The organism is Curtobacterium sp. USHLN213 (genome assembly GCF_037144815.1).
Taxonomy (GTDB): domain Bacteria; phylum Actinomycetota; class Actinomycetes; order Actinomycetales; family Microbacteriaceae; genus Curtobacterium.
In genome coordinates, this window is record NZ_JBBCYQ010000001.1 from 52753 (window position 1) to 66092 (window position 13340).

Genomic DNA, 13340 nt, shown 5'->3' on the forward strand with positions numbered 1-13340 from the left:
GCGACCGACGAGCGGACCGAGCGTCCGCGCGGACGGTAGGATGAGTCGCCGGGCAAACGGGTCCGGCGCACTGATCCGAAGGGTGTGGATGAGCAACGAGACCGAGCCGGTGACCGAGAGTCCTCTGCTGAACCCTCGACCGTCCTCCGGCGGTCTCGAACGTCCCGACGTCGTCGTGCGGAAGGGACGCCTGACGCTCGTCAACGGGCACCTGACGCCGCAGCAGTCGATGATCGAGGACCTCCTGTTCCTCGACGACGCCCTCACCGCCGGTGACGTCGACCACCTGCTCATCCGCGGCAACGACCAGCGGCCGGTGATCGCCCTCGACGAGCGCGACCGGCAGCGGGCGGAGAGCGCCGTGATGGCCGCCGCCGCGAACGAGCCCTTCTACGCGAAGCCCCCGGGGAAGCCCGCGGTGCTCGTCATCGACGACGGCCTCGGCTCCGTCGACGAGCCCGTCCTGCGCGTGTTCCGGCCGCGCCTCGAGCCGCTCGGACGCCTGCGCTACGGCGCCGAGACGAGTGTGCAGCTCGAGTTCTGGCGGGTCACCGACACCGAGGTCCTCGCGCCCGTCGAGAACGCCCTGATGCGCCGCAGCCTGCCCGTCGACGAGTTCGTGCTCGTCGACATCGAGCGGTACGGCCGCACCTGGCGCACGGTCGAGCACATGTTCGACGACCACGTGTCCGACATCCGGTTCCCGATCGACATCGTGTTCTCGTGGGTCGACGGCAACGCCATCGAGTACCAGCGGGCACGACAGGCAGCGCAGTCCGGTGCGGTCCTGGGCGAGGGCGACGACGCCCCCGCCCGCTTCCGCCAGATCGACGAGCTGAAGTACGCGCTCCGATCGGTGCACACGTTCGCGCCGTGGATCCGGCAGATCTACATCGCCACGGACTCCCCGGCGCCCGCCTGGCTCGCCGACCACCCCAAGGTGCGCATCGTCCGCTCCGAGGAGTTCTTCGCCGACCCCTCCGTCCTGCCGACGCACAACTCGCAGGCCGTCGAGTCGCAGCTGCACCACATCCCGGGCATCAGCGAGCACTTCATCTACTCGAACGACGACATGTTCTTCGGCCGCCTGGTCGACCCCTCGGTGTTCTTCAGCCCGGGCTCGGTGACGAAGTTCATCCTCGCGACGACGCGGATCGGCCTCGGGTCGAACAACCCGGCACGCAGCGGGTTCGAGAACTCCGCCCGGGTCAACCGCCGACTGCTTCAGCAGCGGTTCGGTGCGGTGACGACCCGGCACCTCGAGCACGCGCCGACCCCGCTGCGCGCCTCGATCATGACCGAGATGGAGCACGAGTTTGCGGACGAGTTCGCGGCCACCGCGGCCTCACGGTTCCGTGCTGCCGAGAACATCTCGGTGACGAACTCGCTGTACCACTACTACTCGCTGCTGACCGGCCGGGCGATCGTGCAGGAGAACGCCGAGGTGCGGTACATCGACACGACGATGCAGTCCGGTCTGCGGGCGCTCGGCGACCTGCTCAAGAAGCGGAACGCGGACTTCTTCTGCCTGAACGACGGGAGCTTCCCCGAGGTCAGCGACGAGGAGCGGACGCAGCGGGTGACGGACTTCCTCGAGAAGTACTTCCCGTTCCCCGCGCCGTGGGAGCGCCCCGCGGGCTGAGGCCGGGCGCGCGGGCGAGGGCCCCGCGCCGGCGCATGGTGAGCAGAAATGGTCGGGTCCACAGCGCCGACCCGACCATTCCTGCTCACGAAGTGCGGCGGCCTACCGGTGGACGGGGGAGACCGGCACGGAGTCGAGCGTGAACACCGGGATGCTCGACGTCACCGGCGCGGGCTCCGCAGCCGCCGGGATCGTCACGCCGGCCGCTGCGAGCCGAGCCTCGGTCTGGGCGGACGACACCGGCTCGCCGACCGTGGCGTAGTGCCCGATCGGTACGACCGAGTGCACCACGTTGTGGCCGTAGACGTGCACGAGGTTGAACGACTGGGCGCCGTCCTGCCCTCGGGTGCCGCCCTGGTACTCGGTGAGGTCCTGCGTGTAGCACGTGGCACTCGCCACCGACACGGGGATGCCCGCGAAGACGGCACTCGTCGAGTAGTGCAGGTGGCCGGCGATGATGGCGATGACGTCGCTGCCTTCGACGACCTCGGCCAGGGCGTCCTGGTCGCGGAGCTCGACGAGGACGGCGAGGTCCTGCACGCTCGGCACCGGCGGGTGGTGCATCGCCAGGATGGTGCCGTGCGGCGCCTGCTCCGACAGGACCTCGGCCAGCCAGTCGAGCTGCTCGGGGGAGACCTCGCCATGGTGGGCGCCGGGCACGCTCGTGTCGAGGGTGATCACCCGGAGGCCGTTGACGTCGTAGACGAAGTCGACCGGACGGTCGGTCGGCTGGAGCCCGAACAGCTCCTGCCGGAAGGCACCGCGTTCGTCGTGGTTGCCCATCGCCCAGATGACCTGTGCACCGATCCGCCGCGCGGCCGGCTCGACGATGTCGCGGATGCGGGCGTACGCGCCGGGTTCGCCCTTGTCGGCGACGTCGCCCGTGACGACGATGGCCTCGGGACGCGTCCCCGACGACTCGATGTCGGCGATGATCTGGCCGAGCCGCGCAGCTGAGTCGACGTCACCGTAGAGGTCGCCGTCGCCCGCCACGAGATGGGTGTCGCTGAGGTGGAGCAGGAAGTGGTTCGGCCTGGGGTGTTCGGCCGTCCGGCTGTCCATCGGGGTCTCATTCCGTTGGTCGGGTGCGTGGTGCAACACAGTGCCACACCGTCCTGGACGAGTCCAGCACGTGTCGGTGAATCGAACGTGAACGCGGCACGGCGTGTTCCCGCACGCACGACGAAACCCCCGCCACCGAGGTGACGGGGGTTCCGGTGCGCGGGGTGCCTAGTGCTTCGACTCGACCGCGGGCGCTTCGTGTCCGGCTTCGAGGTCCGGGCCGTGGTGCGCAGCGTGCGCAGCCTCGAGCTCGGCCTTGGACACCGGGGTGATCCGGTCCTCGAAGAAGAAGCGCGACATGCTGGCGCGGGCCTTCTGCAGGCTCGAGATCTTGCCTCGGGCGTTCGGACGGATCATGAGCGGCTTGTACTCGTTGAACTGCAGGAGCTTCCAACGCTCGTACTCGTCGAGCTGCTCGTGCACCTCGATGTACTCGCCGTGGGGGAGTCGCACGATGCGTCCGGACTCGTACCCGTGCAGGACGATCTCGCGGTCCTTCTTCTGCAGGGCGAGGCACACGCGCTTCGTGATCCAGAAGGCGACGAACGGGCCGAGGACCGTCGTGGCCTGGATCACGTGGATGACGTGGTCGATCGACACGTAGAAGTGGGTCGCGATGATGTCCGACGACGCGGCGGCCCAGAGGCTCGCGTAGAGCGTGATGCCGGCGGCACCGAACGCCGTGCGGGTCGGGGCGTTGCGCGGGCGGTCGAGGATGTGGTGCTCACGCTTGTCGCCGGTGACCCAACCCTCGATGAAGGGGTAGATGAAGATGGCGAGGATGAGGAACACCAGCACCGCGATCGGCACGAGGATGTTGAACGACACCGTGTAGCCGAACCACACGACCTCCCAGTGCGGCGGAACCAGACGGAGCGCGCCGTCGGCGAAGCCGATGTACCAGTCGGGCTGGGTACCGGCGGACACCGGGGAGGGGTCGTACGGGCCGTAGTTCCAGATCGGGTTGATCGTGAACAGCGACGCGATGAGGGCGAGGATGCCCGCGACGATGAAGAAGAACCCACCGGCCTTCGCCGCGAACGCCGGGAGGATCGGCACGCCGACGACGTTCTCGTTCGTCTTGCCGGGGCCGGCGAACTGCGTGTGCTTGTTGATGACGACCAGCACGAGGTGGACGCCGAGCACCGCGACGAGGATCGCCGGGAGCAGCAGGATGTGCAGCGTGTAGAGGCGGCCGACGATGTCGGTGCCCGGGAACTCGCCACCGAAGAGCAGGTAGGCGATCCAGACGCCGATGACCGGCACACCCTCGATCATGCCGACGATGATCCGCAGACCGTTGCCGGAGAGCAGGTCGTCGGGGAGCGAGTAGCCCGTGAAGCCCTCGGCCATGGCCAGGACCCACAGGATGAAGCCGAACACCCAGTTGAGCTCACGCGGCTTGCGGAAGGCACCGGTGAAGAACACGCGGGCCATGTGCAGCATGATCGAGGCCACGAACAGCAGGGCCGCCCAGTGGTGGATCTGCCGGACGAAGAGCCCGCCGCGGATGTCGAACGAGATGTTGAGCGTCGACTGCAGTGCGGTCGACATCTCGATGCCCTTCAGCGGGACGTACGAGCCGTGGTAGACCACCTCGGCCATGGACGCCTGGAAGAAGAACGTGAGGAAGGTACCGGACAGCAGGACGACGACGAAGCTGTAGAGCGCCACCTCGCCGAGCATGAAGCTCCAGTGGTCGGGGAAGATCTTGCGCCCGACCTCCTTCACGAGGCCCGAGATGCTCGTGCGCTCGTCGATGTAGTTGGCGACCCCGCCGATGATGCGGGATCCGCGCTCCGGTGCCGGCTTGGTGGTCGACGACGCAGGTGCGTTGGTGGTCGTGCTGCTCATCAGCGTTCACGCTCCCAGAAGGACGGGCCGACGGGCTCGTGGAAGTCGCTCTGCGCAACCAGGTAGCCGTCGTCGTCGATCGCGATCGGAAGTTGGGGGAGGGGGCGTGCCGCCGGCCCGAAGATGACCTCGCAGTTGTTCGAGACATCGAAGGTCGACTGGTGGCACGGGCAGAGCAGGTGGTGCGTCTGCTGTTCGTACAGGGCGACCGGGCATCCGACGTGGGTGCAGATCTTCGAGTACGCGACGATGCCGTCGTAGCCCCAGTTCTCGTGGCCCTTGGAGGGGTTGAGGTCCTTGGGGTCGAGGCGCATGAGGAGGACGGAGGCCTTGGCCTTCTCCTCGAGCATGTCCTCCTTGTCGAGCATGCCGTCCGGGATGACGTGGAACACCGAACCGATGGTCACGTCGGACGCCTTGATCGGCAGACCCGTCGGGTCCTTCGTCAGGCGCGTGCCCTTCGCCCACATGGTGTGGCGGAGGAGTTCGTTCGGGTCGGCCGCGGGCGCGAGGTCGCGCACGAGGACGATGCCCGGGAGGGGGAAGGCCGCCAGGGCGCCGATCATCGAGTTGCGGATCAGCTTGCGACGGCTGAAGCCGGACTCCTTGTCGGCGAGCTGGAACGCCTCGACCGCCTTGGCACGGGTCGCGTCGGTGCCGCGGGTGCCGTGGCGGAGCTCGGTGATCTCGCGGTCCACCACGAGCGACTTCGACCAGTACACGGCGCCGAGGCCCAGCGCGAGCAGGGCGAGGGCGATCGAGAGGCCGAGCCAGAGGTTGGCGGTCCGGACGGTCCCGAAGTCGTCGGAGTCGATCGGGAAGGCGACGTAGGCCGCGATCGCGAGGACACTGCCCACGATCGACAGGTAGAAGAACGTGGCGACCTGACGCTCGGCCAGGCGCTGCTTCTTCGGGTCGACGTCGGTGCGGCGTGCGCGGTGCGGCGGCTCGCCCGGGTTCTCGAACGGGTCCGTCGGCAGGACCGCGATCCCGGCCGAGGTGGTGGTCGTGCCGTGCTTCTCGACAGCCGAGGACGAGTTCAGTGCCTCGTCGTCGTGCTCTGCCATGGTGTTCCCTTCAGTGTCGTTCGACACGGACGATCAGTTGGACTTCGCGGTCAGCCAGACGGTCATCGCGACGACCGCGCCGAGTCCGAAGATCCAGATGAACAGACCCTCTGCCACCGGGCCGAGGGAGCCGAGTGCGAACCCGCCGGGCGACTTGTTGTCCTGCACGTACTTGAGGTACGTGATGATGTCGGCCTTCTGCTCGGGGGTGAGGTTCAGGTCGTTGAACACCGGCATGTTCTGCGGGCCAGTGACCATGGCCTCGTAGATGTGCTTGCCGGACACCGACTGCAGGTTCGGCGCGTACTTGCCCTCGGTCAGGGCACCACCGGCGCCGGCCACGTTGTGGCACATGGCGCAGTTGATGCGGAAGAGCTCCGCACCTTCGGCGGCGTCGCCGTCCTCGCCGTTGGTCAGGCTCTCGGAGGGGACCGCCGGGCCGGGGCCGAGCGACGCGACGTACTCGGCGAGTGCGTCGATCTGCTCGTCCGTGAACTGCGCGGGCTTCTCTTCGGCCTGGGGACCCTGGGCGGCCATCGGCATGCGGCCGGTGCCGACCTGGAAGTCGACCGACGCGGCACCGACACCGATGAGGGACGGACCCTCACTGGTGCCCTGCGCGGAGAGGCCGTGGCAGGTGGCGCAGTTCGAGGCGAAGAGCTTCTGGCCCTCGTTCACCTTCGACTGACTCGAGGCCGCCACGGTGCTCGTGCTGTCGTCGGCGTTCGCCGTGGAGCTGAACAGCGCGTACGCACCGCCGGTGGTCATGAGACCGACGACGATGAGCGACACGGTCGCCATCGGTGAACGGCGGCCCTTCTTGGACTTGGTTCTGTTGAACATGCGGTGGGGGCTATCCAGTTCCTACTTGAGAAGGTAGATGACGGCGAAGAGGCCGATCCAGACGACGTCGACGAAGTGCCAGTAGTACGACACGACGATCGCGGTGGTCGCTTCCTTGTGACCGAAGTTCTTGGCGGCGAACCCGCGGCCGAGCGTCAGCAGGAAGGCGATGAGGCCACCCGTGACGTGCAGACCGTGGAACCCGGTGGTCATGTAGAAGGCCGAACCGTAGGCGCTGGAGGAGAGCGTCACGCCCTCGTGCCAGAGGTTCGCGTACTCGAAGATCTGGCCGCAGACGAAGATCGCGCCCATGCAGTACGTGACGAAGAACCACTCCGTCATGCCCCAGTCCTTGGGGTTCCAGCTCGTCCGGTGCACCTGGAAGCGCTCGGCCGCGAAGACCGCGAACTGGCAGGCGAAGCTGGACAGCACCAGGATGATCGTGTTCACCGAGGCGAAGGGCACCTCGAGCTTGGCGGTCTCGGTCGCCCAGAGTTCGGGCGAGGTGCTGCGCAACGTGAAGTAGATCGCGAACAGGCCGGCGAAGAACATGACCTCGCTGCCCAGCCACACGATCGTCCCCACGGCAACGGCGTTCGGCCTGTTCAGGACCGGACCGCTGGCGGATCTGGAGAGAGGGGTGCTAGTCACAGACTCCATTATGGCCGAAACCACGGACAGTGTTTTCGCAGCCAACTGGCGGGTCTCTCGAATTCACTACGATCAGAGCATGCTCGACGCTCTCACCTGGCCTGCCGTGATCAGCGCGCTCATGGCGCGCGAAGACCTGACGATCAGCCAGTCCACATGGGCCATGCAGGAGATCGTGGCAGGTCGGGCCACCCCGGCGCAGATCGCCGCCTTCGTCGTGGCCCTCCGCGCCAAGGGCGAGACCGTCGACGAGGTCGTCGGTTTCCGCGACGCGATCCTCGACGCGGCCGTCCCGCTCGACGTCGACCCGATGGCGCTCGACATCGTGGGCACCGGCGGCGACGTCGTCGGCACGGTGAACGTCTCGACGATGAGCGCGATCGTGATCGCCGCCGCGGGTGTCCCCGTCGTGAAGCACGGCAACAAGGCGAGCTCCTCGAAGTCCGGGTCGAGCGACGTCCTCGCCGCACTCGGACTCGACCTGACGATGGACGCCGCGCGTGTCGCGGACACGTTCCGGCGTGTCGGACTGACCTTCGCGTTCGCGAGCGCCTTCCACCCCGGGTTCGCGCACGCCGGACCCGTCCGCCGCGAGATCGGCGTCCCGACGGTGTTCAACTTCCTCGGTCCGCTCGTCAACCCCGCACGGTGCGAGGCGAACGCCGTGGGCGTGGCGCAGCTCGAGCTCGTCCCGATCATCACGGGCGTGTTCCAGACCCGCGGGGCGACCGCACTCGTGTTCCGCGGCGACGACGGCCTCGACGAGCTCACGACGACCGGGCACAGCCACATCTGGGAGGTCACCGGCGGCCGCGTCACCGAGCACGACCTCGACCCGCGCGACCTCGGGATCGCCCGGGCCCGGATCGAGGACCTGCTCGGCGGCGACCCGGAGCACAACGCCGCCGTGGTGCACCGCGTCCTCGCGGGGGAGACCGGTCCGGTGCGCGACATCGTCCTGCTCAACGCCGCCGCCGGCCTGGTGTCCTTCCGCCTGGCGGAGGACCCGGCCGAGGTCGACCGCCCGATCCTGCAGCGCTTCCGCGAGCAGCTGGTCGTCGCGGCCGACGCGATCGACTCGGGCGCCGCCGCGCGCAAGCTGGCCGACTGGGTGGGCGCGACCCCCGTCGCGTGAGCGCAGACGCAACACAGCGGAGGGGGGCGGGGGGGGGGCCCCGCCCCCGCGCCTCCAGGCAGTCACCTCAGGACAGGACTACTGGACGTCCTCGTCGACCCAGTCGAACGTCTTCGTGACGGCCTTCTTCCAGAGGCGCAGGGTGCGCTCGCGCTCGGCTTCGTCGAGCTGCGGCTCCCAGCGCTTGTCCTCCTGCCAGTTGGCACGGAGCTCGTCGAGGTTCGCCCAGAACCCGACCGCGAGCCCGGCCGCGTAGGCCGCGCCGAGCGCCGTCGTCTCCGCGACGACCGGACGGACCACCGGCACGTTCAGGATGTCCGCCTGGAACTGCATGAGCGCGTCGTTGGCGGTCATGCCGCCGTCGACCTTGAGCTCGGTGAGGTCCACACCGGAGTCCGCGTTGACGGCGTCGAGGACCTCGCGGGTCTGCAGCGCCGTCGCCTCGAGGGCGGCACGAGCGATGTGGCCCTTGTTCACGTAGCGGGTGAGGCCGACGATCGCACCGCGGGCATCCGGACGCCAGTACGGCGCGAAGAGCCCCGAGAACGCCGGGACGAAGTAGACGCCGCCGTTGTCCTCGACGGTCTTGGCGAGGGCCTCGACCTCCGGGGCGCTGCCGATCAGGCCGAGGTTGTCGCGGAGCCACTGGATGAGCGAGCCCGTGACGGCGATCGACCCCTCGAGCGCGTAGTGCGTCTCCTGGTCGCCGAGCTTGTAGCCGACGGTCGTGAGCAGCCCGTTCTCCGAGCGGACGATCTCCGTGCCCGTGTTGAAGATGAGGAAGTTGCCCGTGCCGTAGGTGTTCTTCGACTCGCCCTGGTCGAACGCCGCCTGGCCGAACGTCGCGGCCTGCTGGTCGCCGAGGATGCCGGCGATCGGGACCTCGCGCAGGAGGTTCGAGGACTCGACGTGGCCGTAGACCTCGGAGGAGCTGACGATCTCGGGGAGCATCGACTTCGGCACACCGAAGTCGGCGAGGATGTCGTCGCGCCACTCGAGCGTCTCGAGGTCCATGAAGAGCGTGCGGGACGCGTTCGTGACGTCGGTCTTGTGGACGCCGCCGTCGACGCCACCGGTCAGGTTCCAGAGGACCCAGGTGTCGGTGGTGCCGAAGAGCAGGTCGCCCGCCTCGGCCTTCTCGCGCGCACCCTCGACGTTCTCGAGGATCCAGACGATCTTGGTACCGGCGAAGTACGTCGCCAGCGGCAGACCGACGACCGACTTGTAGCGGTCGGTGTCGCCGTCGGCGAGCTTGTCGACGATCGACTGCGTGCGGGTGTCCTGCCAGACGATCGCGTTGTAGACCGGCTTGCCGGTGTTCTTGTCCCAGACCACCGCGGTCTCGCGCTGGTTGGTGATGCCGACCGCCGCGACGTCGTGGCGGGTGATGTCGGCACGGGACAGGGCCTGGCCGATGACCTCACGGGTGTTGTCCCAGATCTCCGACGGGTCGTGCTCGACCCACCCGGCACGCGGGAAGATCTGCTCGTGCTCCTTCTGTCCGACGGACACGATCGAGCCGGAGTGGTCGAAGACGATCGCTCGGGTGGAGGTCGTGCCCTGGTCGATGGCGACGATGTAGTCGGCCATTGGTGCTCCTTACGCTGGTGCTCGGGTGGGTGTGGTGCAGACGATCAAGAAACGATCGGCAGCAGGAAGGTGGAGAGGCCGGCCGCGAGGGCGCCACCGACGAGGGGGCCGACGACGGGCACCCAGGCGTAGGCCCAGTCGCTCGAGCCCTTGCCCTTGATCGGCAGGAAGGCGTGCGCGATGCGCGGACCGAGGTCACGTGCCGGGTTGATGGCGTAGCCCGTCGGGCCACCGAGGCTGACGCCGATCGCGATCACGAGGAAGGCGACCGGGACGGCGCCGAGCTCCGCCGGGGTCTTGCCGTTGGTGAAGGCGAGCACGACGAAGACGAGCACGAAGGTGCCGATGATCTCGGTGACGACGTTCCAGCCGTACGAGCGGATCGCCGGACCGGTGGAGAAGACGCCGAGCTTCGCAGCCGCGTCGGGTTCCTCGTCGAAGTGCTGCTTGTAGGCCAGCCAGACGATGACCGCACCGATGATCGCACCGATCAGCTGGGCGAGCCAGTAGAGGAACATCTCACCGACGGTGATCTTGCCGAGGATGGCGAGCGCGAGGCTCACCGCCGGGTTGAGCTGGCCTCCGGAGCTGTACGACACGGTGACACCGGCGAAGACCGCGAAGCCCCAGCCGATCGTCACCATGAGGAAGCCGGCTCCGAAGCCCTTGGACTTCGTCAGCGAGACAGCGGCGACGACGCCGCCACCCAGGATGATGAGCATCGCCGTGCCGACGAGCTCGGAGAGGAAATTGACGCCGATGCCGTCCATCGGTGACCTCCAGTGCGTGAGGGTGGGGGTCCGGTGGTACAGCGCCGGCACTCCCCGTTGAGTGATTGGGGCCGAGCATACTGACGGGCATCGGCGGATGGCGATGCATTCGTGAGGGAAGTGCGCGATTGTGCACGAACGTGCATGCACGGTGTGCGCCCGCGCATCCGAGGCCGGTGGGCCGCCCCCGGGTCGGTGCACGAACGTGCACACCGGGGGAACGCTCGCCCGGGGCGGCGATGTACATTGAGGGCACTCCGGTCGACGACGGCGGTGCTGCCTCGCGATCGCCCGCACTCCGTGGAGGTCAGCATGAAGAAGCTCATCAACGATCCGCAGGCCGTGGTCGACGAGACCGTGCGCGGGTTCGCCCGTGCCCACGCCGGCCACGTCGTGCTGGTCGAGGACCCGATCCACATCCACCGCGCGGACGCCCCGGTGTCCGGCAAGGTCGGGATCGTCAGCGGCGGGGGCAGCGGACACGAGCCGCTGCACGCCGGGTTCGTCGGGTACGGCATGCTCGACGCCGCGGTGCCGGGGCCGGTGTTCACGAGTCCCACACCGGACCCGATCGTCGCCGCGACGAAGGCCGTCGACGGGGGAGCCGGCGTGCTCCACATCGTCAAGAACTACACCGGCGACGTCCTCAACTTCGAGACCGCCGCCGAACTCGCCGGCATGGACGACGTCCGGGTCGAGTCCGTAGTGGTCGACGACGACGTCGCCGTGCAGGACTCGCTCTACACGGCCGGCCGACGCGGGGTCGCCGGCACCGTCGTCGTCGAGAAGTGCGCGGGCGCCGCAGCCGAGCGAGGGGACGACCTCGACGCCGTCGCCGCCGTCGCCCGGCACGTGAACGACGTCACGCGCTCGATGGGGCTCGCACTCGCCTCCGGCACCGTCCCGCACGCCGGCGAGCCGTCGTTCACCCTCGCCGACGACGAGGTCGAGCTCGGCATCGGCATCCACGGCGAGCCCGGCCGCGAACGCATCCCGATGGCCCCGGCCGACGAGCTCGTGGACCGCGTGCTCGAACCGATCCTCACCGACCTCGCCGCTCCCGCCGGGTCGAAGCTCCTGCTCCTCGTGAACGGCATGGGCGGCACGCCCCTCTCCGAGCTCTACATCGCCTACCGACGCGCCGCCGAGGTCCTCACCGACCGCGGGTTCGACGTCACGCGTAGCCTGGTCGGCGACTACGTGACATCCCTCGAGATGCAGGGGTTCTCGCTCACCGTCACGGTGCTCGACGACGAACTCACCGCCCTCTGGGACGCACCGGTGGAGACCCCGGCACTGCGCTGGGGACGCTGAACCCACCGCACCACGACCCGGCCCGTGAACGGAGCCGGACGCAGGAAGGAACACGAATTGGCGCTCGACACCGCATGGGCCATCGACTGGGTCCGACGCACCGCCGCGACGATCGACGAGCACCGGGCCGAGCTCGTCACGCTCGACCGGGAGATCGGCGACGGCGACCACGGTGAGAACCTCGACCGCGGCTTCCGTGCCGTGCTCGAGGCCGTGGACGCTGGTTCGTTCGACACCCCCGGAGCCGTGCTCAAGGTCGTCGCGACGAAGCTCATCTCGACGGTCGGCGGTGCCGCGGGTCCGCTGTTCGGGACCGCGTACCTCAAGGCTGCACAGGCCGCCGGGGACGCCGCGGAGCTCGACGCCGACACGCTCGTCCAGGTGCTGACCGCTGCCCGTGACGGCATCGTGTCCCGGGGCAAGGCGGCCGTCGGCGACAAGACCATGGTCGACGCCTGGTCGCCCGCGGTCGACGCCGCCGGCGCCGCGGCCGCCGCCGGGGACAGCCCCGAGCAGGTGCTCGCCGCCGCCGCCGACGCGGCCGTCACCGGCGCGGAGTCGACCGACCCGCTGGTCGCCCACAAGGGCCGCGCGAGCTACCTCGGCGAACGTGCCGTCGGGCACCGCGACCCGGGCGCGCAGTCCACCGTGTACATCCTCCGCGCGGCCGTGGACGCCGCGTGACCGTCGGGATCCTGATCGTCTCGCACAGCGCGGCGATCGCGACCGGCACCGTCGAGCTCGCCCGGCAGATGGCGGCGGACGTCCCGCTCGTGGCCGCCGGTGGTACCGACGACGGCGGCATCGGCACCTCGTTCGAGGCCATCACGGCCGGCATCGAGGAACTCGGCGACGCCGAGGCAGTGGTCGTCCTGTGCGACCTCGGCTCCGCCTACCTGACCACCGACACGGCGCTCGACTTCCTCGACGACGACGTCCGGGCGCGCGTGCACGTCTCGCAGGCCCCGCTGGTCGAGGGCGCGGTCGCCGCGGCCGTCTCCGCACAGACCGGTGGCGACGTCGACGCGGTCCTGGCCGCTGCCGCGTCTGCCGCAGGCTCCGGGGCGGACGCGAGTGGCGCCTCCAGTCCGTCCGGCGACGGCCCAGGAGGCGCGGTGCCGGTCTCCGGGACCGGCACCGTCGACGACGTGGCCGCGTCCGAGACGGTGGAACTCGTGAACGAGAGCGGCCTGCACGCCCGGCCCGCCGCGGAGTTCGTGAAGACGGCCGCCAGGTTCGACGCCGAGGTCCGGGTCAACGGGGTGGACGCGAAGAGCCTGCTCGCGATCATGGCGCTCGCACTGCCCAGGGGGGCGTCGGTGACCATCGAGGGGACCGGAGCCGACGCGCAGGACGCGGTCGACGCGCTCGTGGCCCTCGTGCGGTCCGGCTTCGGCGAGTAGGGCGCTGCT

Annotated in this window: 12 protein-coding genes; 5 read left to right on the forward strand and 7 right to left on the reverse strand. The window is 69.1% G+C overall.

Going from position 1 to position 13340, the window contains the following annotated elements; genetic code table 11:
• Positions 1-88 precede the first annotated feature (88 nt).
• Positions 89-1642, forward strand: a complete 1554-nt coding sequence (locus WFH25_RS00255) for a stealth conserved region 3 domain-containing protein (RefSeq protein WP_071294685.1) — start codon at positions 89-91, stop codon at positions 1640-1642.
• A 102-nt stretch (positions 1643-1744) separates the two neighbouring features.
• On the opposite strand, the gene WFH25_RS00260 is transcribed toward WFH25_RS00255, so the two are convergent.
• The 5 genes from WFH25_RS00260 to ctaE all read right to left on the reverse strand — a co-directional run bounded on the left by WFH25_RS00260 (position 1745) and on the right by ctaE (position 7128).
• Complete coding sequence (locus WFH25_RS00260) at positions 1745-2704, reverse strand: phosphodiesterase (protein ID WP_071294686.1); 960 nt, start codon at positions 2702-2704, stop codon at positions 1745-1747.
• Between the two features lie 168 nt (positions 2705-2872).
• Positions 2873-4558, reverse strand: coding sequence for a cytochrome bc1 complex cytochrome b subunit (gene qcrB / locus WFH25_RS00265; RefSeq protein WP_070418986.1), 1686 nt, complete (start codon positions 4556-4558; stop codon positions 2873-2875).
• On the reverse strand, positions 4558-5625 hold the full coding sequence (qcrA, locus tag WFH25_RS00270; protein ID WP_070418987.1) for a cytochrome bc1 complex Rieske iron-sulfur subunit: 1068 nt from the start codon (positions 5623-5625) through the stop codon (positions 4558-4560). The genes qcrB and qcrA overlap by 1 nt, the downstream gene beginning before the upstream one ends.
• A gap of 33 nt (positions 5626-5658) precedes the next feature.
• Positions 5659-6468, reverse strand: coding sequence for a cytochrome bc1 complex diheme cytochrome c subunit (gene qcrC / locus WFH25_RS00275; RefSeq protein ID WP_071294687.1), 810 nt, complete (start codon positions 6466-6468; stop codon positions 5659-5661).
• A 21-nt stretch (positions 6469-6489) separates the two neighbouring features.
• Positions 6490-7128, reverse strand: coding sequence for an aa3-type cytochrome oxidase subunit III (gene ctaE, locus WFH25_RS00280; protein WP_031260857.1), 639 nt, complete (start codon positions 7126-7128; stop codon positions 6490-6492).
• Between the two features lie 70 nt (positions 7129-7198).
• Here ctaE and trpD point away from each other — a divergent pair, with 70 nt between their 5' ends.
• Complete coding sequence (gene trpD, locus WFH25_RS00285; RefSeq protein ID WP_070418989.1) at positions 7199-8254, forward strand: anthranilate phosphoribosyltransferase; 1056 nt, start codon at positions 7199-7201, stop codon at positions 8252-8254.
• Positions 8255-8332: 78 nt separating this feature from the next.
• On the opposite strand, the gene glpK is transcribed toward trpD, so the two are convergent.
• On the reverse strand, positions 8333-9844 hold the full coding sequence (gene glpK / locus WFH25_RS00290) for a glycerol kinase GlpK (RefSeq protein WP_070418990.1): 1512 nt from the start codon (positions 9842-9844) through the stop codon (positions 8333-8335).
• Between the two features lie 44 nt (positions 9845-9888).
• A complete protein-coding gene (locus WFH25_RS00295) occupies positions 9889-10614 on the reverse strand; it encodes an MIP/aquaporin family protein (protein WP_336696462.1) in 726 nt (241 codons plus the stop codon).
• Positions 10615-10926: 312 nt separating this feature from the next.
• Here WFH25_RS00295 and dhaK point away from each other — a divergent pair, with 312 nt between their 5' ends.
• From dhaK to dhaM, 3 genes are read left to right on the forward strand one after another with little or no spacing between them, the layout of a single operon-like run.
• Positions 10927-11928 carry a dihydroxyacetone kinase subunit DhaK gene (dhaK, locus tag WFH25_RS00300; protein WP_070419595.1) on the forward strand — a complete coding sequence of 334 codons (1002 nt, stop codon included), beginning with the start codon at positions 10927-10929 and terminating at the stop codon, positions 11926-11928.
• A gap of 57 nt (positions 11929-11985) precedes the next feature.
• On the forward strand, positions 11986-12612 hold the full coding sequence (gene dhaL / locus WFH25_RS00305) for a dihydroxyacetone kinase subunit DhaL (RefSeq protein WP_070418992.1): 627 nt from the start codon (positions 11986-11988) through the stop codon (positions 12610-12612).
• Positions 12609-13331, forward strand: coding sequence for a dihydroxyacetone kinase phosphoryl donor subunit DhaM (dhaM, locus tag WFH25_RS00310; protein WP_336696464.1), 723 nt, complete (start codon positions 12609-12611; stop codon positions 13329-13331). The genes dhaL and dhaM overlap by 4 nt, the downstream gene beginning before the upstream one ends.
• Positions 13332-13340 lie beyond the last annotated feature (9 nt).